The following is a 22,354-nucleotide window of genomic DNA, read 5'->3' as shown; positions in this document are numbered from 1 at the left end:
ACCTTCGGGTGGCTTTTTCATTTTCCGGCCCCAAATAGTTTGCAACGCTTGCCCAAAGGCCGCTCGCAGGTATGCTGGTGGCCTGCCGAGGAGATAGAAATGGCCTACGATTTTGACCTTTATGTGATTGGTGCCGGTTCCGGCGGTGTACGGGCTGCGCGATTTGCGGCCGGTTTTGGCGCGAAAGTTGCCGTGGCCGAGAGCCGTTACCTGGGCGGGACGTGTGTGAACGTCGGCTGCGTGCCGAAAAAACTGCTGGTTTACGGCGCGCACTTCGCCGAAGACTTCGAGCAGTCGCAAGGTTTCGGCTGGACCCCGGGTGAGGCGAAGTTCGACTGGGCGACGCTGATCGCCAACAAGGATCGCGAGATCAATCGCCTGAACGGCATCTATCGCAACCTGCTGGTCAACAGCGGCGTGACCTTGCATGAAGGTCACGCGAAAATCGTCGATCCGCATACCGTCGAGTTCGATGGCAAACGCTACACCGCCAAAAACATCCTGATTGCCACCGGTGGCTGGCCGCAGATCCCGGAGATTCCGGGACACGAGCACGCGATCAGTTCCAACCAGGCGTTCTTCCTTAAAGAGCTGCCAAAGCGCGTTCTGGTGGTCGGTGGTGGTTACATTGCAGTGGAGTTTGCCGGGATTTTCCACGGGCTGGGTGCCGAGACCACGCTGCTGTATCGCGGTGATCTGTTCCTGCGTGGCTTCGACGGTGCGGTGCGCAAACATCTGCAGGAAGAGCTGACCAAACGCGGGATGGACTTGCAATTCAATGCCGACATCGAGCGCATCGACAAGCAAGCCGATGGCAGCCTGACTGCCACGCTCAAGGACGGTCGTAAGCTGGAGGCGGATTGCGTGTTCTACGCCACTGGTCGGCGTCCGATGCTCGATAACCTGGGGCTGGAAAACACCGGCGTCAAACTCGACAAGAAAGGTTTTGTCGAGGTCGATGAGCAGTATCAAACCGCAGAGCCATCGATCCTGGCTCTGGGCGATGTGATCGGTCGGGTCCAGCTCACGCCGGTCGCGCTGGCCGAAGGCATGGCCGTGGCGCGGCGTTTGTTCAAGCCCGAGCAATATCGCCCGGTGGATTACAAGATGATCCCGACCGCCGTGTTTAGCTTGCCGAACATTGGCACTGTCGGCCTGACCGAAGAAGAGGCGCGAGAGGCCGGGCACGATGTGGTGATCTTCGAAAGCCGTTTCCGGCCGATGAAGCTGACCCTGACCGAGTGCCAGGAGCGCACCTTGATGAAACTGGTGGTGGACGCCAAGACTGACAAGGTCTTGGGCTGCCATATGGTCGGCCCGGAGGCCGGCGAGATCGTGCAAGGATTGGCAATTGCCCTGAAGGCGGGCGCGACCAAGCGTGATTTCGACGAAACCATCGGCGTGCATCCGACGGCCGCCGAAGAGTTCGTCACCATGCGTACGCCGGTCGCGGGTTAATCGTCTTTACGCGGCGCTGATGCGTCTGGTCCTGTCGCAACGACAGCGGCCAGGCGTGTGCTTTCATCCAGGCTTGCCTGCAACTTGATCAGTTCAACTTCCAGCGCTTTGTTGATGTGCGACTGTTCGTCGATGTTCTGCTTGAGTGACTGGTTTTCCAGCATGGCAATGCGCAAGCGTTCCTGGAGGAGGGTGCGTTCGCTGTCGATACGGTTGACCTGTTCCAGCAGCTGATCCTGTCGGCTGTTGGTGTGCTTGAGTTGCTCTTGCGACAGGCTCAGCTCCCGCAGCGTTCCGCGGTTTTCCGTCAGTAAGCGCTCATTGTCGCGATGCAATTGAGTGATTTCATCCTGGCGTACCAGTGCGCTTTGCTGCGCTTGGCGCAACTCCATCTGAATCTGCTGCACCTGGCCTTCGTGGCGGCGCTGCTCCTGCTCGCGTTGGTCTTTGACGGCGCTGCGGTAGTGCTCCAGTGCCTCGCGGGCGTGCAGGTGCTTTTCTTCCAGTGAGCGGATCTGCTCGTCCTTGTCCTGCAGGCGTAATTCGAAATCTGCCAGTGCCTGATTCAGTCCGGCGTTGCGGGTTTGCTCGGTTTGCAGCATGGAGCGGGTGTCTTGCAGTTCCGCCGATTCCTGGGTCAGTGCCAGGCTTTGAATTTCGTACTGCTGCTGCAATTCAGTATTGGCCTCACGGGCCTCGTGCAGTCGGGTTTCCAGCTCTTTTCGTTGTTGCTCGAACTGTGCGCGCGCCTGGTCGATGGGTTCTTGCGCCTGTTCTTTCAGGCGTTGTGCCAGGCGCGACACCAGGCTTGTCAGCTCATCGTCGATAGGCTCGCAAGGTGCTTGCGCGGGTTCAGCGCCGTCATCGAGCTCCTTCAGATAGCGATGGATCGTGGTTTTCGAGCCGGTATTGCCCATCTCGATCCGTACCGCGTCGATGCTGGGGTGTTCGCCCCGGGCGAGGATCGCTGAGCGTGCCGCTTGCACCAGTGCCTTGTTTACGCCGCCACGTGCCATGTCTTCTCCTACGATTTGATACTGTGGTACGTACCACTAATATACGCAATGTACCATGATGCCGATAAAGTTAAAAATCTGTTATTCATCATGCGGGATATACTGGTATTACCCCGTGTGATGAGCTGTAATCCGGGTTTCGCCCGCCAGAGCGGTATGTTTTCGAGAAGTGAGCCCATGACTGAGCTGGATCGCTACCTGCAAGCCGCCACGCGCGACAACACCCGTCGCAGCTATCGCGCGGCCATCGAGCATTTCGAAGTCAGTTGGGGCGGGTTCCTGCCGGCGACCGGCGATAGCGTGGCGCGCTATCTCGTGGCCCACGCAGGTGTGCTGTCGATCAATACCTTGAAATTGCGCTTGTCCGCGTTGGCGCAATGGCACAACAGTCAGGGGTTCGCCGATCCCACCAAGGCGCCCGTGGTGCGCAAAGTGTTCAAGGGCATTCGCGCGCTGCACCCGGCGCAGGAGAAACAGGCCGAGCCGTTGCAGCTTCGGCATCTGGAGCAAGTGGTGGCCTGGCTGGAGCAGGAAGCGCAAACCGCCAAGGCGCAGGGCGATCAACCGGGACTGCTGCGGGCCCGGCGTGACACGGCGTTGATCCTGTTGGGCTTCTGGCGCGGTTTCCGTAGCGATGAGTTGTGCCGCGTGCAGATTGAACATGTGCGGGCCAGCGCCGGCTCAGGCATCACCCTCTACCTGCCTCGCAGCAAGAGCGACCGCGAGAACCTCGGCCAGACATACCAGACGCCAGCCTTGCAGCGCCTGTGTCCGGTGCAGGCCTATATCCAATGGATCACTGAAGCGGCGTTGGTCCGCGGGCCGGTGTTCCGGGGTATCGATCGCTGGGGCCATTTGAGCGAGGGGGGCCTGCATGCCAATAGCGTGATCCCGTTGTTGCGCCAGGCCCTGGAGCGCGCCGGTATTCCGGCCGAGCACTACACCAGCCACTCCTTGCGGCGTGGCTTTGCGACCTGGGCTCACCAGAGCGGTTGGGATTTGAAGTCGTTGATGAATTACGTGGGCTGGAAGGATATGAAGTCCGCCATGCGCTATGTTGAAGCCAGCCCGTTTATCGGGATGACCCGAATCGCTGAAAAACCGTTGGCGCCTTAGATCACGTTTTCTTCTATTAATACGCTCGGCTAATAGCGAAAACCAATCAGCAGCATCAGGTTTGCCAATGAGCCAACCGGCGATCGGGTGGGTAGGATTCACTTCATCAACTTCTTAACCCCTGACGGAGAGTCATCGATGCCTATCATCAACAGCCAAGTTAAACCGTTCAAAGCTGACGCCTTTAAAAATGGCGACTTCGTAAAAGTGTCGGACGCTGACCTGAAAGGCAAATGGTCTGTCGTTTTCTTCTACCCGGCTGACTTCACCTTCGTTTGCCCGACCGAACTGGAAGACCTGGCTGACAACTACGCCGAGTTCCAGAAACTGGGCGTCGAAATCTACAGCGTTTCCACCGATACCCACTTTGCCCACGCTGCGTGGCACAACACTTCGCCAGCCATCGGCAAAATCCAGTACACCATGATCGGCGACCCGACTCACGCTATCTCCCGCAACTTCGACGTGCTGATCGAAGAAGCGGGTCTGGCTGACCGTGGCACCTTCGTGATCAACCCTGAAGGCCAGATCAAAATCGTTGAACTCAACGACGGCGGTGTAGGCCGTGACGCTTCCGAGCTGCTGCGCAAAATCAAGGCTGCTCAGTACGTTGCTGCTCACCCAGGCCAGGTTTGCCCTGCCAAGTGGAAAGAAGGCGAGGCCACACTGGCTCCGTCCCTGGACCTGGTCGGCAAGATCTAAGTCTGTGACGCGCGTCATCAGGGCGGAACTCCGCACCTCCTAAGTAAGCTGCAACCGCCCAATAAAAACGCCCGGGCGAGATTCGCTCGGGCGTTTTTTTATGTTTTTGTCTCTTCACCAAACAGCATGGAAATCGCCCGTATGTTGGACGCCAATCTTAAAGCCCAGTTGAAATCGTACCTGGAACGGGTCACCCAGCCGATCGAGATCGTTGCCTCCCTCGACGACGGTGCGAAATCCCAGGAAATGCTCGCTTTACTCAAAGACGTTGCCAGTCTTTCCACCCAGATTACGTTGCTCGACAACGGTAACGATGCGCGTAAACCATCGTTTTCGATCAACCGCCCAGGGGCCGATATCAGCCTGCGTTTCGCCGGTATTCCGATGGGCCATGAATTCACTTCGCTGGTGCTGGCCCTGCTGCAAGTCGGTGGCCACCCCTCGAAGGCCAGTATCGAAGTGATCGAACAGATCCGCTCGCTCAAAGGCGAGTTCAACTTCGAGACTTACTTCTCGCTGTCCTGTCAGAACTGCCCGGACGTGGTCCAGGCATTGAACCTGATGGCTGTGCTGAACCCGAACATCCGCCACGTCGCCATCGACGGCGCGCTGTTTCAGGCTGAAGTCGACGAGCGCCAGATCATGGCCGTGCCAAGCATTTACCTGAATGGCGTCAACTTTGGCCAAGGCCGCATGGGCCTCGAAGAAATCCTCGCCAAGATCGACACCAGCGGCACCGAGCGCCAGGCCGAGAAAATCAGCGCCAAAGAAGCCTTTGACGTGCTGGTTGTCGGCGGTGGCCCGGCCGGTGCTTCGGCGGCAATCTACGCTGCTCGTAAAGGCATTCGCATCGGTGTGGCGGCGGAACGTTTTGGTGGTCAGGTGCTCGACACCATGGCCATCGAGAACTTTATCTCCGTGCAGGAAACCGAAGGGCCGAAACTGGCCGTGGCGCTGGAAGAGCACGTCAAGCAGTACGACGTGGACATCATGAACCTGCAACGCGCCGACAAGCTGGTGCCGGGCAAAAATGGCGAACTACACGAAATCCATTTCGCCAGCGGTGCGTCCTTGAAAGCCAAGACCGTGATTTTGGCGACTGGCGCCCGGTGGCGTGAAATGAACGTTCCCGGTGAGCAGCAATACCGCAACAAGGGCGTGGCTTACTGCCCCCACTGCGACGGTCCGCTTTTCAAAGGCAAGCGTGTGGCAGTAATTGGTGGTGGTAACTCCGGCGTCGAAGCGGCTATCGACCTGGCTGGTATCGTGTCCCACGTGACCCTGCTGGAGTTCGACGTACAACTGCGCGCCGACGCGGTGTTGCAGCGCAAGTTGCACAGCCTGCCGAACGTTACGGTGATCACCAGTGCGCAAACCACTGAAGTAACTGGCGACGGTCAGAAGGTCAACGGTCTGCGCTACAAGGATCGTCAGTCGGACGAGTTGCGCACGGTCGAGCTGGAAGGAATCTTCGTGCAGATCGGTCTGTTGCCTAACACCGATTGGCTCAAAGGCACCATCGAGTTGTCGCCGCGCGGCGAGATCATCGTCGATGCCCGCGGAGAAACGTCGATGCCCGGCGTGTTCGCGGCCGGTGACGTGACTACCGTGCCGTACAAGCAGATCGTGATTGCGGTGGGTGAGGGCGCCAAGGCTTCCCTGAGCGCGTTCGATCACTTGATTCGCACCTCGGCGCCTGCATAAACGCCGACGCTGAAAACACAAAACCCCATGAGCGATCATGGGGTTTTTTGTGTCTTGCTCTGATCGTTCCCACGCTCTGCGTGGGAATGCAGCCCGGGACGCTCCGCGTCCCAAAAGCGTGACGCAGAGCGTCACAGGAGGCATTACCACGCAGAGCGTGGGAACGATCATTTCGTTTACATCGGTGCAGGCTGAATAATTTCGACCCAGTAACCATCCGGGTCCTTGATGAACGCCAGGCTCTTCATGCGACCGTCGTTCAGGCGTTTCTGGAAATCGCAGCCCAGCGCTTCGAAGCGTTCGCACGCCGCGCGAATATCTGGCACCGAAATGCAGATATGGCCGAAACCGCGCGGGTCGGTGTTGCCGTTGTGGTAGGCGAAATCCGCGTCGTTCTCGGTGCCGTGGTTGTGGGTCAGTTCGAGAATGCCGGGGATCGATTTCATCCACTCGGTGCGGGCAGCGGCATCGGCCGGGATCTGGTTTTTATCGACCAGCGCCAGGAAATACAGACTGAACTCGGCTTCCGGGAAATCGCGTTTTTCCACTAGCGAGAAACCCAGGATGCGGGTGTAGAAATCCAGTGACCGGGTGATGTCCTTGACCCGCAGCATGGTGTGGTTGAAGACGAACTTCTGAGTGGCGGTGTCAGGTTGGGCGGTCACACCAGGAAATGTATTGAGTTCGTGCAGGCTCATGGGCCCTCCGGAAATTCCAAGAATGCTCACAATGATACGCAAGGGCCCTGGCATCGCCAAACCAAAACCGCAGGCTTGCCTGTCGGGCGGGTGAAGCTCAGACTTCGCGGCTCAATCCGTGAGTGTTCATTACAATGGTCCGATCCTGTCAATTGATGTTCGTCCTGATGTGTCTGCTTTCAGCTGTTACCCGTGCTCATGCAGAAGCTCCGGTCGTGACCTGGCCCAATGGATGGACTGTCGAGACCGTTCCGCAAGACGAGGCCAAGCCTCAGGTTTCCCGGCAACGCGCGGTAAAGAACGACCAGGACGGTACACCGGTGATGGTGATGGAGTTGACCATGACTCAAGTGGAAAGTGGTCACCAGGTGAATCTGGAAGGCGTGCTACTGGAAATGCGCAAGTCGGTGCAAAAGGACTTTTTTCAGAGCGGGTATCAGAGCGTTTGCACTAAAATTCACCCGACTACCTTGAGCCGACTATCGGCGCTGGAAACTACTTGCACGATTACGCAGAACGGTCGACATGTGCTGTCTCAAACATTGGTCGCTGCGGTAGACGCCGATAAGGCTTATGTTCTTTCCTATGCAGGGCAGGCCGAGGTTTATAAGGCAAGTCAGGACGACATAGCGGTGGCTCGAAACAGCTTGAAACTTTAGTTTAAGGTTTGCGTATCAGTAGATTTCAGCGTGTTCGGCATTTTTTAGATAGCCAAAGGGATTAAGCATAAAGTTGGTCGGTATATAACGAGTTGATCGGCGACTATCGTTGCATTTAGACACCATCCATGAAAAAGCCCTGCATTAGCAGGGCTTTTTTTATGATCGCGAGTGCTTAGCCACGCAGCCAGGAATCAACGGTGGCAGCACCGTATTGTTCCTTCCAGGCTTTCAGGCCGCGGTGGTTGCCACCCTTGGTTTCAATCAGTTCACCGGTGTGCGGGTTCTGATAAACCTTGACCACGCGAGCGCGGCGGGTTTTAGGCGCTGTTGCCTGCTGCAGGCCGGATTTCGCCGGGTTCGGATCGAGGATGGCGATGATGTCGCGCAAGCTCTTGCCGTAGGTTTTCATCAGCCCCTGGAGCTTTTCTTCGAATTCGATTTCTTTTTTGAGCCCGGCATCGTTCTTCAGCGATTCCAACTGCTTGAGCTGTTCTTGAAGGGCCTTTTCAGCTGCACGGAATTCAGCGAGTCTGGACAATATCTTTACTCCAATAGTGTGTTTGGCTGATACCAACCGCAAACAAAGCTATAAGCCAAGAGCCTTGAAGCGACTCGGTGATAATGGCTCACCTGCCAGTTCTGCACAGGTATGAAAAATTGTAGTAGTTAATTGGCCAAGAGTAAATCCTGACTTTTTCTTCATGTAACGAGAGTAGTCTTTTGATTCAATTTGGTGCGTATCATCATGATCTCCGTGCTTAAAGTGGTTAGTTAATGATCACTTAATGCACTAATGAAATCTGCACCGGGCATCGGTCGGCCGAACAGATAACCTTGCAGGAAGTTCACGCCGTGGGCGGTCAGATAGTCACTTTGCTCCTCGGTTTCCACGCCTTCGGCGACGATACCCAGATCGAGTTTGGCCGAGAGCTCGATGATGCTGTCCAGAATGTGCCGGGAGAGGGCGTCGACACCGATCATCGCAACAAAACTCTGGTCGATTTTCAGGAAGTCCACATTGAACTGACGCAAATAACCCAGGCTTGAATGGCCGGTGCCGAAGTCATCGATCGCGATCATCACGCCCAACCCGTGAAGCTGCTCGAACAATTGCAGGGTGATGGCTGTCGGCTCGATGAGTTCGCGTTCGGTCAGCTCAAGCACCAGGCTGATGCTGCCCGGCGCGAAAGCGCTGAGGAACTCACGACAGTCCTCGACCAGTTCCAGATCCCGGCAGTGACTGGCGGTGATGTTGATACCAATGTGAAATGGCCCGTCGAACGCCGCCGACAAGGGAGCCAGCAATGCGGCGGCCTGTCGCATCAAGGAGCGAGTCATCGGCACGATCAACCCGGAATGTTCGGCAAACGGGATGAACAGATCAGGGCGCACCAGGCCTTCCTTGGGATGTTGCCAGCGCATCAATACTTCGGCGCCGGACCACTGCTTATTGTCGCCATGCACCACGGGCTGAAAGTAAGGAATGAACTCTGCTGCCTCCAGCGCCCGCTGCATTTCACGACTAGGCGAGGTCGAGCGCTTCTGCAGGACATGCCCGATCGAACCGGACACCACACCGAAAAACATCAACAGACTGAACAGCGGTGGGTACTCACTGCGCATGTAACGCCAGGTTTCTCCTTCGGGAAAACCTGCGGCCACGGTAAAGGCATAACGCGAGGACGTCAGCGTATTTTGCGCCACCGGCAAGATGGGCAGGGCGTCGTCATGGACCTTGCCGTCGGCTGACAACCAGTGGGGGCCGACTTGCAGCATCAATAATGTTTTGCGCCCGATCAGGCGCAGCACGTTACTCAGGTGATAACCGTCCAGCGTGGTCAATGCGCCCTGGTTTCCTTCGCTCAGCCGATATACCAGCAACGCGGTATTGGGCGTGACCGGATTGCCGTTCATGAGCCATAACTTGCCTTGGGTGTAATCGCCGTGATTGATCTTTTCCTGATACTCACCGAACAACGAACTGCAATAGAGGTTGGTGTTCCATACAAGGTTGGTCGAGCGCACGAACGGCCGGCGGGTGACTTGTTCACGCAGGGCCAGTTTGACGTCGTTGCAATTCTGGCCGGCCAGCGGCAACAACTCTTGTGCGGCTTGCGCGGTGTTGTCGAGCATCAGCTCGAATTGGCGAACGGCTTCTTCGCCAGTCAGTTCGGTACTTTGCTTGAGTGTACGTTCAGCCTGCAGATAGAGAATGGCCACCCCCAGCAACACCGGAAGCAATCCGCTCAAAACAGTCACAACGATCCGGGTGCCACGCTTGCGGCGACTTTTAACGTTCAGTGGCATTCGCAAATCCATCGCGATAAAAGAAGGCTCTCAAAGGCTGGCAGGGCGACACGCCTCCCAGAAGAGTTGAGCCATGATAGTTGGCCGGCAGCACTTATGCCGTTCAATTGAGGCTCGAAGCCAGTTTGATAAAGGCCAATGTTGCAGGTGATGACTGACGCTGATCGAGCACCGCCAGCCCGACCTGGCGGCTGACCGGTGGCGACAGTGTTTTTTTCACGTAGCGGTTGTCGTTGTCGTCAGGCAATGAGCCTTCGGCAACAACGGTCAGAGCATCGCCACGGCCTACGGTGTCCAGCGTGCTGAGCAGCTGCGAGCAACGATAGCGAATGTTCGGCGTCAACCGAGCCGCATTGAATAGGCGTGACACCAATTGCGAAGAGCCGGCTTCGGTCAGCACAAACGGGTCGTGGCACAAATCGCTCAGGCTCAAGCTGTCGCGGCCAGCCAGCGCATGGTCGGCAGGCAGCAGCGCGACCATCTGGTCCTCGATCAGCCTGAAAGTGTCGAAACGTTCCTGGGGCAACACCACGAAGCCGACATCGATACGCCGTTCTTCCAGCCACTGGATCACCTGACGGTCCGGACCTTCGTCGATGTGAACCTCGATACCCGGGTGGGCGGCGCGGTAATGCTGCAGGATCCTCGGCAGCAGTTTGATCGATGAGGTCGGGCCGAACGAGCCGATGCGCAAGGTGCCGCGTTTCATTCCGCGAGCATCGGCCGCTTCCTGGCGCAACGTGTTCGCCAGCCCGAGCATCGCCCGAGCGCGCAGCAATAGCTGTTGGCCGATGTCGCTCAGCTCGACCTGGGACTGATGCCGACGCAGCAGTTCGACGCCCAATTCCTGTTCCAGCGACTTGAGCGCGTGAGAGACCGCAGATTGGGAAATCTCCAAACGATTGGCCGCCGCCGTGAAGCCGCGCAGTTCGGCCACCAGCGAGAAAATCTCGAGTTGAGTCAGGGTCATGAGTATTTACTCATTTTACGATGATAGGGCATTAGTCGAATGATACGCCCTGTGCCCGATTTCTGATGGTGGAGACTTATGACTACGTGTGAACAGACCTTGGCGAATTCCTCGGATCTACCGGTTTATCTGAAACTGGCAGCGGTCACAATGATCTGGGGCGGGACGTTTGTCGCCGGGCGGTTTCTGGCTGACAGCCTCAGTCCGTTATTGGCCGCGAGCCTGCGGTTCTTGCTGGCGAGCGTGGCGTTGCTGCTGTTTCTGTTGCTGGCGCGGGTGCCTTTGGTGCGCCCCAGCCCTCGGCAATGGCTGCAACTGACGCTGCTGGGGTTTTTCGGGATCTTCTTCTACAACCTGTGCTTCTTTTACGGGCTGCATTACATCAACGCATCACGGGCGTCGTTGATCGTGGCATTGAACCCGGCCGTGATCGGCCTGGCGTCGTGGCTGTTGTTCAAGGAGCGACTGAGCGGGGCGAAAGTGGCCGGTATCGCGATCTGCATTACCGGCGCCAGTCTGGTGATCGTCAGTCGCAATCCGCAATTGCTGGCCGGTGCTACTGATGCCTGGATCGGTGATCTGTTGATCTTCGGCTGCGTGCTCGGCTGGGGCATTTATTCGCTGTTCTCCAAAGGCCTGAATCAGACGCTGGGTCCGGTGCAGACGGTGACGTACTCGATTCTATTGGGCACGCTGATGCTCTGGGTGACCAGTGCCGTACGTGGCGAGCTGAGTGTCGCGGCGCTGGCCGAACTGGGCACGCGACAATGGTTGAGCCTGATGTACCTGGGCGTGCTGGGTTCGGCATTGGCCTATATTGGTTATTACGACGGTATCCGCAAAATCGGTGCGACGCGTTCGGGTGTGTTCATCGCCTTGAACCCGCTGACCGCCGTTCTTTTTGGCGCGTTGTTGCTGGGCGAGCAAATGACCCTGGTGATGTGTCTGGGCGGCGGGCTGATCCTGGCCGGGATTTTTCTGTGCAACAAACCGCTTGCACAGGCTGCGAAAAGGGGGATTTTATAAGAAGGCGGACAAACTGATTTACGCTGTGTAGAATCGGGTTACGCATATAAGAATAATCGTCTTCTGGCAGCAGAAGCCTCGCCCGTAATAGCCTTGGGTCGACAATGAAGATATTTGGGTTTCAATTGATCTACGGTGACTTCCTCGCCCGCAGCGTACGGGGCATCTCCTGCGCGCCACCCGCCGGTCTCAGCATTGCTAGCAACTAACGATCCGTTAATTGATAAGAAATGATGAGGCGCCAAAATGGCAGATTTATACGAAAACCCAATGGGCCTGATGGGCTTTGAGTTCATCGAATTCGCATCGCCGACCCCTAACACCCTGGAGCCGATCTTCGAGATCATGGGCTTCAGCAAGGTTGCGACCCACCGTTCCAAAGACGTGCACCTGTATCGCCAGGGCGCGATCAACCTGATCCTCAACAACGAACCCCATAGCGTGGCGTCGTACTTCGCGGCCGAGCACGGTCCATCGGTGTGCGGCATGGCGTTCCGCGTCAAGGATTCGCAAAAAGCGTACAAGCGTGCCCTGGAACTCGGCGCCCAACCGATCCATATCGAAACCGGTCCGATGGAACTGCACCTGCCGGCGATCAAAGGCATTGGCGGCGCGCCGCTGTACCTGATCGACCGTTTCGGCGAAGGCAGTTCGATCTACGACATCGACTTCGTGTTCATCGAAGGCGTTGACCGCAACCCGGTCGGGGCCGGCCTGAAGATTATCGATCACCTGACTCACAACGTGTATCGCGGTCGCATGGCTTATTGGGCCAACTTCTATGAGAAGCTGTTCAACTTCCGTGAAATCCGCTACTTCGATATCAAAGGCGAATACACCGGCCTGACCTCCAAGGCCATGACCGCCCCGGATGGCATGATCCGTATCCCGTTGAACGAAGAGTCATCCAAGGGCGCCGGGCAGATCGAAGAGTTCCTGATGCAGTTCAACGGTGAGGGCATCCAGCACGTGGCCTTCCTCAGCGATGACCTGATCAAGACTTGGGATCATTTGAAAAGCATCGGCATGCGCTTCATGACGCCGCCGCCAGACACCTACTACGAAATGCTCGAAGGCCGTTTGCCGAACCACGGCGAGCCGGTCAACGAATTGCAAGCGCGGGGCATTTTGCTGGACGGTTCGTCCGAGTCGGGCGACAAGCGTCTGCTGCTGCAGATCTTCTCGGAAACCCTGATGGGCCCGGTGTTCTTCGAGTTCATCCAGCGTAAAGGTGACGATGGTTTTGGCGAGGGCAACTTCAAGGCGCTGTTCGAATCCATCGAGCGTGATCAGGTTCGTCGGGGTGTGCTCTCCACCGATTAATCCGGTCGAGGCGTGAAAAAGCCCGGTCAGCAGCAATGCTGGCCGGGCTTTTTTTGGATCATGCAATTACATCGGCCGGCGTCGTTGCCGGACCAAATGCTTGAACCCTTCAAACACCAACACCAACACCGCCAACCAGATCGGAATATAAGTCAGCCATTCGCCGGCCTTGATGCTTTCCCCCAGCAGTAACGCAACGCCGAGCAACAGCACCGGCTCGACGTAACTCAACAACCCGAACAGGCTGAACGGCAGCAGCCGGCTGGCAATGATGTAGACCACCAGCGCCGAGGCGCTGATCACGCCGAGCAGCGGAATCAGCAGCGACAGCCACGGATACTGGTCGAAGACGCCAAAGCCTTGTTCACCGCCCTGCACGAACCAGAACGCCACCGGCAGCATCAACGCCATGTCCAGCCAGAGCCCGCCGAGGTTGTCCGTGGCCAGGCGTTTGCGCAGGATGAAATAGATCGGATAGCCAACCACCACCAGCAACGTCGCCCAGGAAAAACCGCCGACCTGATACAGCTCGTTGAGCACGCCGAGGCTGGCGAAGAACACGGCTATTTTCTGCAGATAGGAAAGGCGCTCGCCATAGACGATTCGCCCGGTCAGGACCATCGACAGCGGCAACAGGAAATACCCCAGCGACACGTCGAGGCTATAACCGTTGAGCGGTGCCCACATGAACAACCAGAGTTGCAGGCCCAGCAGCACTGCCGAGCCAATCAGCCCGACAATCAGCTTCGGCTTGCCGGCCAGCCGCCGAACAATCTCGACCACGCGCGTCCATTCACCGGACACCACCATGAACACAGTCATGCACGGCGCGGTCAGCAGCATCCGCCAACCGAAAATCTCCACGCCGCTCAAGGGTGAGAGCAGCGAGGTGTAGTAATACATGACGGCAAACAGCACCGAGGCTGTGACCGATAGAGCGATACCTTTAGACAAACTGTCCTCGCGTGACATTGATTGAGCATGAAGCGGGCGCAGAGGATACGTGGTTGATCAACACAAACCTAATGTGGGAGCGGGCTTGCTCGCGAAGAGGCCGTGTCAGTCGACGTCAATGTTGAATGACCCACCGCTTTCGCGAGCAAGCCCGCTCCCACATTTTTGGCCGGTGTCCTACACAGAATTTGCGGTCGACACAAAACCCTGTGGGAGCGGGCTTGCCCGCGATAAATCTCAAGCCGAACGCGGTTTACGCCCTGACACAAAATGGCTCACGTCATTGAACCCCGGCGTCGACGCGTGCCCCGGTGTCACCAGCGAATCAATAAACGCCTCGTCCTCAGCCGTGATCTTCACCGCCTGCGCCTTGGTGTATGCATCCCACTGTTGCTCAGTCCGAGGCCCGACGATGGCCGAAGTCACAGCGCCATTGTTCAGCACCCAGGCAATCGCGAACTCGACGATGCCCACGCCACGGCCCTGAGTGTATTCCTGGATCTGCTGGGCAATGCGCAGCGACTCAACCCGCCATTCGGTTTCCAGGATGCGTTTGTCCTGACGACCAGCGCGGCTGTTGGCGTCTGGTGTCACGTCGGGCGCGTACTTGCCGCTGAGCACGCCGCGCGCCAGTGGACTGTATGGCACCACACCTAGGCCATAGTTTTGCGCGGCGATGATCTGCTCGGTTTCTGCCTGACGGTTGACGATGTTGTACAGCGGCTGGCTGATCACCGGCCTGTCGACGCCGAGTTTGTCGGCCAAACGAATCACTTCGGCGATACGCCAGCCACGGTAGTTCGACAGGCCCCAGTAGCGGATCTTGCCCTGGCGGATCAAATCGCCAATGGCCGACACCGTGACTTCCAGCGGCGTGTCGTGGTCTTCGCGGTGCAGGTAATAGATGTCCAGATAATCGGTGCCCAACCGCGTCAGGCTGGCATCGATGCCGTTGAACAGGTGCTTGCGGCTCAGGCCGCTGCGGTTCGGCACACCGTCCACCGGGCCGAAACCGACCTTGGTGGCGAGCACCCATTCATGGCGGTTGCCGGCAATCGCTTCGCCGACGATCTCTTCGGAGCGGCCGTTGGTGTACACGTCCGCGGTGTCGATGAAATTGATGCCCTGGTCCCAGGCCTTGTCGATGATTCGCAGGGAATCTTCGGTGCTGGTCTGTTCGCCGAACATCATGGTGCCCAATGTGAGGGTCGACACCTGTAAACCCGAATGACCCAGCGTGCGATAGCTCATGACGAAATCCTTTTACCGGTCAGAAAGGCCTAATCAAATACCAGAACCGTGGCCGGGAGCAATCGGAATTATCGACGCAGTGCCTCACAACGCTCCTGCAAGAACGCTTGCAACATCTTGACCCGCTCTGACACCTGAACCCGATGCGGGCACAGCAAATTGAATGGCACGCTTTCGCCTTGCCAGTCATCGAACAGCGCCACCAGCCGCCCGGCCTGCACATCGGCGGCGACGTCGAGCCAGGCCTTGTAGGCGATGCCATGCCCGGCCAGTGCCCAGCGGCGGGCGACTTCGCCGTCGTCGCTGAGGTAGTCGCCGTGCACCTGAACCTCCATTACTTCCTCGCCCCGACTGAAACGCCATTGGTTGTAGGGCCGGCCATCGCGCAGGTAGAGCAGGGCGCTGTGCTCACTCAGTTCCGCCGGGGTTAACGGCACGCCGCACCGGGCCAGATACTCGGGGCTGGCGCAAGCCACGCGGCGATGCTGCGGCAGAATCGGCAGCGCCACCAGCGTCGAATCGCTCGGTACCCCGAAGCGCAGAGCCACGTCAACCGTCTCGCGGAACAGATCGGCATGGCGATCGTTGAGCAGTAACTGAAATTGAATGTGCGGATGCTCGCGTTTGAAGTCGTCGAGCCACGGCAATAGCACGTTGCGCCCGAAGTCCGACGGCGCCGCCAATTGCAGCACACCGCTCAAGCCTTGGGTTTGTTGCTTGAGCGCCTGCTCACCTTCAGCCAGCGCGGCCAGTGCCAGGCGCACGCTTTCCAGATAACGCCGACCTTCTTCGGTCAGGCGCATGCTTCGCGTGGAGCGGGCCAGCAAGCGGATGCCGAGGCGGGTTTCCAGGCGTTTGAGGGCGATGCTGGCCGCCGCCGGGGTCAGTTCCAGGGCGCGGGCGGCGGCGGAAATGCTGCCGGAATCGGCGGTGCGGACGAAGATCTCCAGATCGAGAATCGAGCTCATTGGTAAAAATCCTTTAAAGATCCTTCTGATTTACCGGGATTTTTCTTCGATTGGCAACCGGAGAAGATTGAATCTCCCTAACCCGACCGGAGATCGGCTCATGACACAACTCAACGCTTGCTTGCACAATCAGACCGTCGTGGTGATCGGCGGCAGCAGCGGAATAGGCGCAGCCGTCGCCCGGGCCGCAGCCGAGCGCGAAGCCCGTGTGGTGGCGGTGAGTCGCCGCCAGCCAGCGGTTGACCACGATGCAAACATCCGACACGAAGCGGCGGACGTCACCGATCAAGCGTCGTTGCGACAGCTGTTCGAGCGTATCGGCCCTTTCGATCATCTGGTGATCACGGCCGGTCCGAGTGTGAGCGCCAAACCGCTGGCTGACAGCGATTTGCAGCACGCCCAACAGGCTTTCGACGTCAAATTCTGGGGCACGCTGCGGGCGATCCAGATCGCGCTGCCATACCTGAGTGCACGTGGCAGCATCACGCTGACCTCGGGTCTGTTGTCGCGCAAATTCGTCGCCGGGCAGTTCATCAAAACCACCTTGAATGCGGCGCTGGAGGCCTTGGGCAAGCAGCTGGCCAAGGAACTGGCACCGCGCCGGGTCAACGTCATAAGCCCCGGCGTGACCGATACCGAGGCTTACGCCGGTATGGATGAAACGCAACGCGCCGCGATGTTTGCCCGTACCGCCGCCGCATTGCCGGTGGGTCGGGTCGGCAGTCCGCAAGATCTGGCGGCAGCATTTATTCTGGCCATGGAAAACGACTTTATCAGCGGCACCGTCATCGATGTCGACGGAGGAGGGTTGTTATGAGTTGGCACTTTGATCATCTGGCCTTCAACACCCCTGACGGGCAACTGTTGCAGGAGGCCTTCGGTTCGTTGCTGGGATTGGCGCCGGGACGCCGCCCGCCATTTCCATTCCCCGGACGCTGGTTGTATCAGGATGCGCAGGCGCTGGTGCATGTGATCGAACAGCCGACGTTCGATGAGACGGCGTTGAGCCACATTGCCTTTCGCACCGATGAGGACGCCGCCACGGTGATGCGGCGGGTCCGGGCCAGTGGTTTGCCGTATCAGGTGGCGCAGGTGCCGGAGGACGGGATCTGGCAGATTTTCGTACAGATGCCGGGTGGGCTGGTGATTGAGCTGGATGCCAAGGCGGGGAGTCTGGAGGGTGTTTAACGGAGATGTTTAAAAGACATTTCCAGATACTCACTCAGGCTACATATTCTTGCGCCGCTGCCTACGACTGCGCCAGAATCCGCCGGCTAGTGCACCTTGAGCCTGGGCAGTATCGTTTCCTTGTCGCTGAAAAACAGCGATGGGGTTTGGTAGCCCCGGGTGACGTAAGGTGCATAAGCATCATGATTTGCAGCGTTTGTTCGACTCTGCTTTATGGTGGTCATGCACAGGGCGCTTTCGGGCGCGCCGGTTTCCTTACGTCCCGGTCTACCAACCTGCGCATGGCCGCCACCCTCGTTTGGTAGCGAAAGTGATGGCCTTCTTTTAAATGACGTAAGAGGCTTCATCTATGTTCAAACCAACACCCAACCCACCAGCACCCGACGACGTTTCCCCCTACGAATCCCTCGATTCCAAAAAACTCCACGAAGCCGCCGACCGCGCCCTCGACCACTACCTTAAACCGCCCATCCCCAAAGACACCGCGCGCAAACCCAGCACCATTTACCACGTCGGTGCGAAGGTCGATAACGAAACCCTGCTGGTCAACGCCTGCGAATCCCTGGCGTCAGCGAGCATGATGCTCAGTGAGTTCGCCGGGCTGATGGACATGCCCCATCGCAACGTGATGTTGGGGATTCAATCGGTGGTCATGCTCGGTGAACTGGCCGTCAACAGAGTGCTGGACAACCTCGATCCGCAGGGCTAGAGGATTGATCGTTCCCACGCTCTGCGTGGGAATGCCTCAACGGACGCTCCGCGTTCGGCTCTGGAAGGAGGGACGCGGAGCGTCCCGGGCTGCATTCCCACGCGGAGCGTGGGAACGATCAGTCTCCGCAGATCAGGCCCGCAACGTCCGGGTCATGCGCAACGCCAGCAAACTCCCACACACAATCACACCCGCCAGCAGATACAACGCCGCATCGGTCGACCCGGTGCTGTCCTTGACCCAACCCACCAGATACGGACTAAGAAAACCCGCCATCTGCCCCATGGAGTTGATCAACGCCAAACCACCCGCCGCAGCACCCGCACTCAGCATGGCCGTCGGCACCGGCCAGAACATCGGCAGGCCGGTGAGGGCGCCCATGGTAGCGAGGGTCAGGCCGAGGATGGCGATGGCCGGGTTGGCGGCGAAGTTCACCGCGATCAACAGACCCACCGCGCCCATCAGCATCGGCACCACCAAGTGCCAGCGGCGTTCTTTGCGCAAATCGGCCGAGCGACCGACCATCAACATGAACACCGCCGCCAGCAGATACGGAATCGCACTGAGCCAACCAATCACCAGGTTATCGCTGAAACCGAGGTTCTTGATGATCGACGGCAGCCAAAAGTTGATCGCGTAGACACCACTCTGGATGCAGAAATAAATCAGGCCAAAGGCCCAGATCGCCGGGTTCTTGAACACCGCCAACAGCGAATCGGTGGCGGTTTTCGGTTTGCTGGCCAGGTCTTCAGCGTGATCGGCCTCAAGCACCGAACGCTCATAAGGGGTCAGCCATTTGGCGTTGGCGTAACTGTCGCTAAGCAGGAAGTAGGCGAGGGCGCCGAGGATAACTGTTGGAATACCTTGCAACAGGAACATCCACTGCCAGCCCGCCAGACCCGCCTGGCCCGCGCCGAAGTGGTTGAGGATCCAGCCGGAAAACGGGCTGCCGAGCAGGCCGGACACCGGGATCGCCGACATGAACAGCGCCATGATGCGACCACGGCGGAACGTCGGGAACCACTGCGAGAGATAAAGCACCACGCCCGGGAAGAACCCGGCTTCTGCCGCACCGGTAAACAGGCGCAGGGTGTAGAACTCGGTCGGGGTGGTGACGAACAGCAGGCAAGTCGACAGCGTGCCCCAAGTGATCATCATCAGCGCGATCCAGCGGCGCGGGCCGAATTTGGTCAGTGCCAGGTTGCTCGGTACGCCACACAGCACGTAGCCGATAAAGAAAATCCCGGCACCGAGACCGTACACGGTTTCGCTGAATTTCAGCGCGTCGAGCATCTGCAGTTTGGCAAACCCGACGTTCACCCGGTCGAGGTAGTTGAACAGGTAGCAGATGAAGATGAAGGGGATCAAACGCAGGGTAATGCGTTTGTAGACGGCGTTCTTGTCGTCAGCGGTGGCCAGGGTAGCTGCGGCGCTCTGTGACATGGCGGGCTCTCTCTTTATTATGATTTTTTGCGACGCAAGGGTAACGTTGATCGCCCAGTGAGTCTCGGCCACCCCTTGGGTGGTTGTCTTTGTGCCTGAGCACAGGGTTTACAACCAAGGCCTGTGCGGGTGAACAACCCGTTCCATCACGTTTTCAAGGAACCGCGCTATGTTCGAACTCGATCACGACCTGGCCCAGGACATCGTCGACCGGGCGATGGCCATCCTGCCGTACAACGTCAATGTCATGGACAGCCAGGGACTGATTCTCGGCAGCGGCGAACCGGAGCGCATTAACACCCGCCACGAAGGCGCGCAACTGGTGCTGGCCAACGGGCGCGTGGTGGAGATCGACGCGCAGACCGCGATTCACCTCAAAGGCGTGCAGCCGGGCATCAACCTGCCGCTGTTGCTCGATCAGCGTTTGATTGGTGTGCTGGGCATCACCGGCGAACCCGAGCAATTGCGCACTTACGCCGAACTGGTGCGCATGACCGCCGAGATGCTGGTGGGCCAGCGTAATCAACAGGCCGAGCAGCAATGGCGGCGTCAGCGTTGCGATGATCTGCTGGCGTTGCTGCTCAGCGAGGCGGGAGATTCGCCGCGGTTGCTGGACGAAGCGCAGCAACTGGGGCTCAAACCGCAATTGACGCGGGTGCCGTACCTGTTCGAGTTGGGCATGGAACACAGCCCGGGGCAGACCGTCGAAGCGCTCAGCGCCTGGTTGATGTCGCGTTATCCGGACAGTTGGTGCGTGAGCTCGGCCAAGTCTTCGTTGCTGTGGTGCCGACCGGCGACACCTGCGATAGAGAACGATCGGTTGCTGGAGAAGCTCGATGGCCTCGGCTGGAATATTTTGCGCATCGCCGTGGGTGGGCAGGCCGATGGATTGTCGGGCTTGCGCCGCTGCTATCGGCGGGTCGGCGATTTGCTGGCTTATGGGCGTGATGTATTGCCGCATTCGCGCTTGCTGACCCTGAACCGTTATCGGCTGCCGGTGATGCTCTGGCGGCACCGCGACGACGATGCGCTGGAGGAAGTGCTGCGGCCGCTGCGCAAAGTCATCGCCAAGGATGGCAACGGCCAACTGCTGGCGACTCTGCGCAGTTGGTGCGAACACGACGGCCAGAGCCAGGCCTGTGCAGATGCGCTGGGCATCCATCGCAACAGTCTGCGTTATCGCATGGAGCGGATTGCCGAACTCAGCGGCGTCGACCCGCTGAAGCTGGATGGGATGCTCGCACTCTATCTCGGCGTCCAACTCCTGCCCCAAACCGAACTGCCAACCGCCACACCGTAGCACCGTAGCACCGTAGCAGCTGCCGAGCCTGCGATGCGAGGCTGCGTTCGGCGGCGAAGCCGTCGTGAAATCATGCGGCGCGGTGTGTCAGGTAAACCATATTCATAGAATTTACGACGGCTTCGCCGCCGAACGCAGCCTCGCAGGCTCGGCAGCTGCTACGACGAGCGGGGGAGGCAAGGGTTTTGTGGAAATGAACAATAATCCTCTTGCCTGCTTGTGCAGCGGACCGGCGTTATTGTTCATGGCGGCTGGCAGCATGGACGCATTGGAACTGGAGAATTCGCATGAAAATCGTCATCGCCCCCGATTCGTTCAAGGACAGCCTCAGTGCCCAGGGTGTGGCCGAGGCCATTGCGTTGGGGTTGGCCGAAGTCTGGCCCGATGCACACTTGATCAAGTGCCCAATGGCTGACGGCGGGGAAGGCACGGTCGAATCGATTCTGGCCGCGTGCGACGGCGAACTGCGCCGTACCCATGTTCGCGGGCCGCTGGGCGCCACGGTCGATGCCGCGTGGGGCTGGTTGCCACTGAGCCACACCGCGATCATCGAAATGGCCGAGGCCAGTGGCCTGCAACTGGTTCCGCCGAACCTGCGCGATGCCTGTACCAGCAGCACCTACGGCACCGGGGAATTGATCCGCGCCGCGTTGGATGCCGGCGCGCAACGGGTGATCCTGGCGATTGGCGGCAGTGCCACCAACGACGGCGGCGCCGGAGCGATGCAGGCTTTGGGTGTGAAACTGCTGGATGCTCAGGACCAAACCCTGGTGCCGGGCGGTCTGGCCTTGGCGCAACTGGCTCGTCTCGATCTGAGCGACATTGATCCGCGTCTGGCCGATGTGCGCTTCGACATCGCCGCCGACGTCAATAACCCGCTGTGCGGCCCTCAGGGTGCTTCAGCGATTTTCGGCCCGCAGAAAGGTGCATCGCCCGAACAGGTGGAGCAACTGGACCATGCCCTTGGGCACTTTGCCGAACGCTGCGCGCAAGTCCTGGACAAAGACGTGCGCGACGAACCGGGCAGCGGCGCGGCGGGCGGTCTGGGGTTTGCCGCGAAGGCGTTTCTCGGCGCGCGGTTCCAGGCTGGCGTGGAAGTGGTCGCCGAACTGGTGGGACTGGCCGAGGCGGTCAAAGGCGCCGACCTGGTCATCACCGGCGAAGGTCGTTTCGATGCCCAGACGTTGCGTGGCAAAACCCCGTTCGGTGTGGCGCGCATTGCACGCCAGTGCGGCGTGCCGGTCATCGTCATCGCCGGCACCTTGGGGGAGGGCTATCAGGCCCTGTACGAGCATGGCATCGATGCGGCGTTTGCGTTGGCAAGCGGGCCGATGACCTTGGAGCAAGCCTGCGTCGAAGCACCGCGTTTGTTGCGCGAACGCGCCAGTGATATTGCGCGGGTGTGGCGGGTGGCCGCCCGCAAGGCCTAACCCGCTCCTACAGATTCCGTATTGAAAAATATTTCTCCAACCCCTGCAAAAAACCTCAACCCCGGCCGATACAGCTAACAGGCGCACACAAACCTATTACAACAGTGGCGCCAAGCTGAAAGGTGCGCG

At 58.8% G+C, this 22,354-nt stretch carries 21 protein-coding genes; 12 read left to right on the top strand and 9 right to left on the bottom strand.

The genetic code is table 11. The features are described from left to right. The first annotated feature begins 99 nt into the window (after positions 1–99). On the top strand, positions 100–1,458 hold the full coding sequence (gene gorA / locus PSH97_RS14730) for a glutathione-disulfide reductase (RefSeq protein WP_305445511.1): 1,359 nt from the start codon (positions 100–102) through the stop codon (positions 1,456–1,458). Here the strand turns inward: gorA and PSH97_RS14725 are convergent. Continuing rightward, entirely contained in the window at positions 1,455–2,474 is a 1,020-nt protein-coding gene (locus PSH97_RS14725; protein WP_305445509.1) for a DNA-binding protein, read from the bottom strand. The genes gorA and PSH97_RS14725 overlap by 4 nt on opposite strands. A gap of 177 nt (positions 2,475–2,651) precedes the next feature. Between PSH97_RS14725 and PSH97_RS14720 the strand changes: the two genes are divergently transcribed. The 3 genes from PSH97_RS14720 to ahpF all read left to right on the top strand — a co-directional run bounded on the left by PSH97_RS14720 (position 2,652) and on the right by ahpF (position 5,996). Continuing rightward, positions 2,652–3,590, top strand: coding sequence for a site-specific integrase (locus tag PSH97_RS14720; RefSeq protein WP_305445508.1), 939 nt, complete (start codon positions 2,652–2,654; stop codon positions 3,588–3,590). Between the two features lie 138 nt (positions 3,591–3,728). Then, positions 3,729–4,292 carry an alkyl hydroperoxide reductase subunit C gene (gene ahpC / locus PSH97_RS14715; protein ID WP_038983195.1) on the top strand — a complete coding sequence of 188 codons (564 nt, stop codon included), beginning with the start codon at positions 3,729–3,731 and terminating at the stop codon, positions 4,290–4,292. A 141-nt stretch (positions 4,293–4,433) separates the two neighbouring features. Beyond that, entirely contained in the window at positions 4,434–5,996 is a 1,563-nt protein-coding gene (gene ahpF / locus PSH97_RS14710; RefSeq protein ID WP_305445507.1) for an alkyl hydroperoxide reductase subunit F, read from the top strand. Positions 5,997–6,172: 176 nt separating this feature from the next. Here the strand turns inward: ahpF and gloA are convergent, their stop codons facing one another. Beyond that, positions 6,173–6,694 (bottom strand): lactoylglutathione lyase, encoded by a 522-nt coding sequence (gene gloA, locus PSH97_RS14705; RefSeq protein WP_305445505.1) that lies wholly within the window; start codon positions 6,692–6,694, stop codon positions 6,173–6,175. Between the two features lie 155 nt (positions 6,695–6,849). On the opposite strand from gloA, the gene PSH97_RS14700 reads away from it, so the two are divergent. Then, positions 6,850–7,353 carry a DUF4946 domain-containing protein gene (locus tag PSH97_RS14700; protein ID WP_407682150.1) on the top strand — a complete coding sequence of 168 codons (504 nt, stop codon included), beginning with the start codon at positions 6,850–6,852 and terminating at the stop codon, positions 7,351–7,353. A 175-nt stretch (positions 7,354–7,528) separates the two neighbouring features. Here PSH97_RS14700 and PSH97_RS14695 read toward each other — a convergent pair whose 3' ends face one another. The 3 genes from PSH97_RS14695 to PSH97_RS14685 form a co-directional block, all read right to left on the bottom strand. Next, positions 7,529–7,894 carry a histone-like nucleoid-structuring protein, MvaT/MvaU family gene (locus tag PSH97_RS14695; RefSeq protein ID WP_007900052.1) on the bottom strand — a complete coding sequence of 122 codons (366 nt, stop codon included), beginning with the start codon at positions 7,892–7,894 and terminating at the stop codon, positions 7,529–7,531. 233 nt (positions 7,895–8,127) lie between these two features. Next, a complete protein-coding gene (locus PSH97_RS14690; RefSeq protein WP_305445503.1) occupies positions 8,128–9,663 on the bottom strand; it encodes an EAL domain-containing protein in 1,536 nt (511 codons plus the stop codon). Between the two features lie 103 nt (positions 9,664–9,766). Beyond that, positions 9,767–10,633 carry a LysR family transcriptional regulator gene (locus tag PSH97_RS14685; RefSeq protein ID WP_305445502.1) on the bottom strand — a complete coding sequence of 289 codons (867 nt, stop codon included), beginning with the start codon at positions 10,631–10,633 and terminating at the stop codon, positions 9,767–9,769. A gap of 78 nt (positions 10,634–10,711) precedes the next feature. Between PSH97_RS14685 and PSH97_RS14680 the strand changes: the two genes are divergently transcribed. Together PSH97_RS14680 and hppD are read left to right on the top strand one after the other, a co-directional pair. After that, complete coding sequence (locus PSH97_RS14680) at positions 10,712–11,659, top strand: DMT family transporter (RefSeq protein ID WP_305445501.1); 948 nt, start codon at positions 10,712–10,714, stop codon at positions 11,657–11,659. Positions 11,660–11,905: 246 nt separating this feature from the next. Further along, positions 11,906–12,982, top strand: a complete 1,077-nt coding sequence (hppD, locus tag PSH97_RS14675; protein WP_305445500.1) for a 4-hydroxyphenylpyruvate dioxygenase — start codon at positions 11,906–11,908, stop codon at positions 12,980–12,982. A 66-nt stretch (positions 12,983–13,048) separates the two neighbouring features. Here the strand turns inward: hppD and rarD are convergent, their stop codons facing one another. The 3 genes from rarD to PSH97_RS14660 all read right to left on the bottom strand — a co-directional run bounded on the left by rarD (position 13,049) and on the right by PSH97_RS14660 (position 16,155). Continuing rightward, positions 13,049–13,936: an EamA family transporter RarD gene (gene rarD, locus PSH97_RS14670; RefSeq protein WP_305445499.1), complete on the bottom strand. Its 888-nt coding sequence runs from the start codon at positions 13,934–13,936 to the stop codon at positions 13,049–13,051. A 237-nt stretch (positions 13,937–14,173) separates the two neighbouring features. After that, entirely contained in the window at positions 14,174–15,187 is a 1,014-nt protein-coding gene (locus tag PSH97_RS14665) for an aldo/keto reductase (RefSeq protein WP_305445497.1), read from the bottom strand. A gap of 68 nt (positions 15,188–15,255) precedes the next feature. After that, positions 15,256–16,155 (bottom strand): LysR family transcriptional regulator, encoded by a 900-nt coding sequence (locus tag PSH97_RS14660; RefSeq protein WP_305445495.1) that lies wholly within the window; start codon positions 16,153–16,155, stop codon positions 15,256–15,258. 100 nt (positions 16,156–16,255) lie between these two features. Here PSH97_RS14660 and PSH97_RS14655 point away from each other — a divergent pair, with 100 nt between their 5' ends. From PSH97_RS14655 to PSH97_RS14645, 3 genes are all read left to right on the top strand, one after another. Beyond that, positions 16,256–16,972, top strand: a complete 717-nt coding sequence (locus tag PSH97_RS14655) for an SDR family oxidoreductase (RefSeq protein ID WP_305445493.1) — start codon at positions 16,256–16,258, stop codon at positions 16,970–16,972. Then, entirely contained in the window at positions 16,969–17,343 is a 375-nt protein-coding gene (locus PSH97_RS14650; protein ID WP_305445491.1) for a VOC family protein, read from the top strand. The genes PSH97_RS14655 and PSH97_RS14650 overlap by 4 nt, the downstream gene beginning before the upstream one ends. A 349-nt stretch (positions 17,344–17,692) precedes the next feature. Next, positions 17,693–18,052, top strand: coding sequence for a DUF6124 family protein (locus PSH97_RS14645; RefSeq protein ID WP_305445489.1), 360 nt, complete (start codon positions 17,693–17,695; stop codon positions 18,050–18,052). 132 nt (positions 18,053–18,184) lie between these two features. Here the strand turns inward: PSH97_RS14645 and PSH97_RS14640 are convergent, their stop codons facing one another. After that, on the bottom strand, positions 18,185–19,495 hold the full coding sequence (locus PSH97_RS14640; protein ID WP_305445487.1) for an MFS transporter: 1,311 nt from the start codon (positions 19,493–19,495) through the stop codon (positions 18,185–18,187). A gap of 169 nt (positions 19,496–19,664) precedes the next feature. Here PSH97_RS14640 and PSH97_RS14635 point away from each other — a divergent pair, with 169 nt between their 5' ends. Together PSH97_RS14635 and PSH97_RS14630 are read left to right on the top strand one after the other, a co-directional pair. Next, complete coding sequence (locus PSH97_RS14635; RefSeq protein ID WP_305445485.1) at positions 19,665–20,795, top strand: sugar diacid recognition domain-containing protein; 1,131 nt, start codon at positions 19,665–19,667, stop codon at positions 20,793–20,795. Between the two features lie 287 nt (positions 20,796–21,082). Beyond that, entirely contained in the window at positions 21,083–22,225 is a 1,143-nt protein-coding gene (locus PSH97_RS14630; protein WP_305445483.1) for a glycerate kinase, read from the top strand. Positions 22,226–22,354 lie beyond the last annotated feature (129 nt).

Source organism: Pseudomonas cucumis (assembly GCF_030687935.1).
Lineage (GTDB): Bacteria > Pseudomonadota > Gammaproteobacteria > Pseudomonadales > Pseudomonadaceae > Aquipseudomonas > Aquipseudomonas cucumis.
This window is presented reverse-complemented; position numbering and strand designations above follow the sequence as displayed.

What these genes read in the sequence shown, in the direction of transcription:
- PSH97_RS14660 (WP_305445495.1), bottom strand. Translation starts at nt 16,155, where the DNA reads ATGAGCTCGATTCTCGATCTGGAGATCTTCGTCCGCACCGCCGATTCC.
- PSH97_RS14630 (WP_305445483.1), top strand. Translation starts at nt 21,083, where the DNA reads ATGAAAATCGTCATCGCCCCCGATTCGTTCAAGGACAGCCTCAGTGCC.
- PSH97_RS14655 (WP_305445493.1), top strand. Translation starts at nt 16,256, where the DNA reads ATGACACAACTCAACGCTTGCTTGCACAATCAGACCGTCGTGGTGATC.
- gorA (WP_305445511.1), top strand. Translation starts at nt 100, where the DNA reads ATGGCCTACGATTTTGACCTTTATGTGATTGGTGCCGGTTCCGGCGGT.
- PSH97_RS14680 (WP_305445501.1), top strand. Translation starts at nt 10,712, where the DNA reads ATGACTACGTGTGAACAGACCTTGGCGAATTCCTCGGATCTACCGGTT.
- PSH97_RS14640 (WP_305445487.1), bottom strand. Translation starts at nt 19,495, where the DNA reads ATGTCACAGAGCGCCGCAGCTACCCTGGCCACCGCTGACGACAAGAAC.
- ahpC (WP_038983195.1), top strand. Translation starts at nt 3,729, where the DNA reads ATGCCTATCATCAACAGCCAAGTTAAACCGTTCAAAGCTGACGCCTTT.
- PSH97_RS14650 (WP_305445491.1), top strand. Translation starts at nt 16,969, where the DNA reads ATGAGTTGGCACTTTGATCATCTGGCCTTCAACACCCCTGACGGGCAA.
- PSH97_RS14690 (WP_305445503.1), bottom strand. Translation starts at nt 9,663, where the DNA reads ATGCCACTGAACGTTAAAAGTCGCCGCAAGCGTGGCACCCGGATCGTT.
- PSH97_RS14645 (WP_305445489.1), top strand. Translation starts at nt 17,693, where the DNA reads ATGTTCAAACCAACACCCAACCCACCAGCACCCGACGACGTTTCCCCC.
- PSH97_RS14665 (WP_305445497.1), bottom strand. Translation starts at nt 15,187, where the DNA reads ATGAGCTATCGCACGCTGGGTCATTCGGGTTTACAGGTGTCGACCCTC.
- PSH97_RS14685 (WP_305445502.1), bottom strand. Translation starts at nt 10,633, where the DNA reads ATGACCCTGACTCAACTCGAGATTTTCTCGCTGGTGGCCGAACTGCGC.
- ahpF (WP_305445507.1), top strand. Translation starts at nt 4,434, where the DNA reads ATGTTGGACGCCAATCTTAAAGCCCAGTTGAAATCGTACCTGGAACGG.
- hppD (WP_305445500.1), top strand. Translation starts at nt 11,906, where the DNA reads ATGGCAGATTTATACGAAAACCCAATGGGCCTGATGGGCTTTGAGTTC.
- gloA (WP_305445505.1), bottom strand. Translation starts at nt 6,694, where the DNA reads ATGAGCCTGCACGAACTCAATACATTTCCTGGTGTGACCGCCCAACCT.
- PSH97_RS14720 (WP_305445508.1), top strand. Translation starts at nt 2,652, where the DNA reads ATGACTGAGCTGGATCGCTACCTGCAAGCCGCCACGCGCGACAACACC.
- PSH97_RS14725 (WP_305445509.1), bottom strand. Translation starts at nt 2,474, where the DNA reads ATGGCACGTGGCGGCGTAAACAAGGCACTGGTGCAAGCGGCACGCTCA.
- PSH97_RS14700 (WP_407682150.1), top strand. Translation starts at nt 6,850, where the DNA reads ATGTTCGTCCTGATGTGTCTGCTTTCAGCTGTTACCCGTGCTCATGCA.
- PSH97_RS14635 (WP_305445485.1), top strand. Translation starts at nt 19,665, where the DNA reads ATGTTCGAACTCGATCACGACCTGGCCCAGGACATCGTCGACCGGGCG.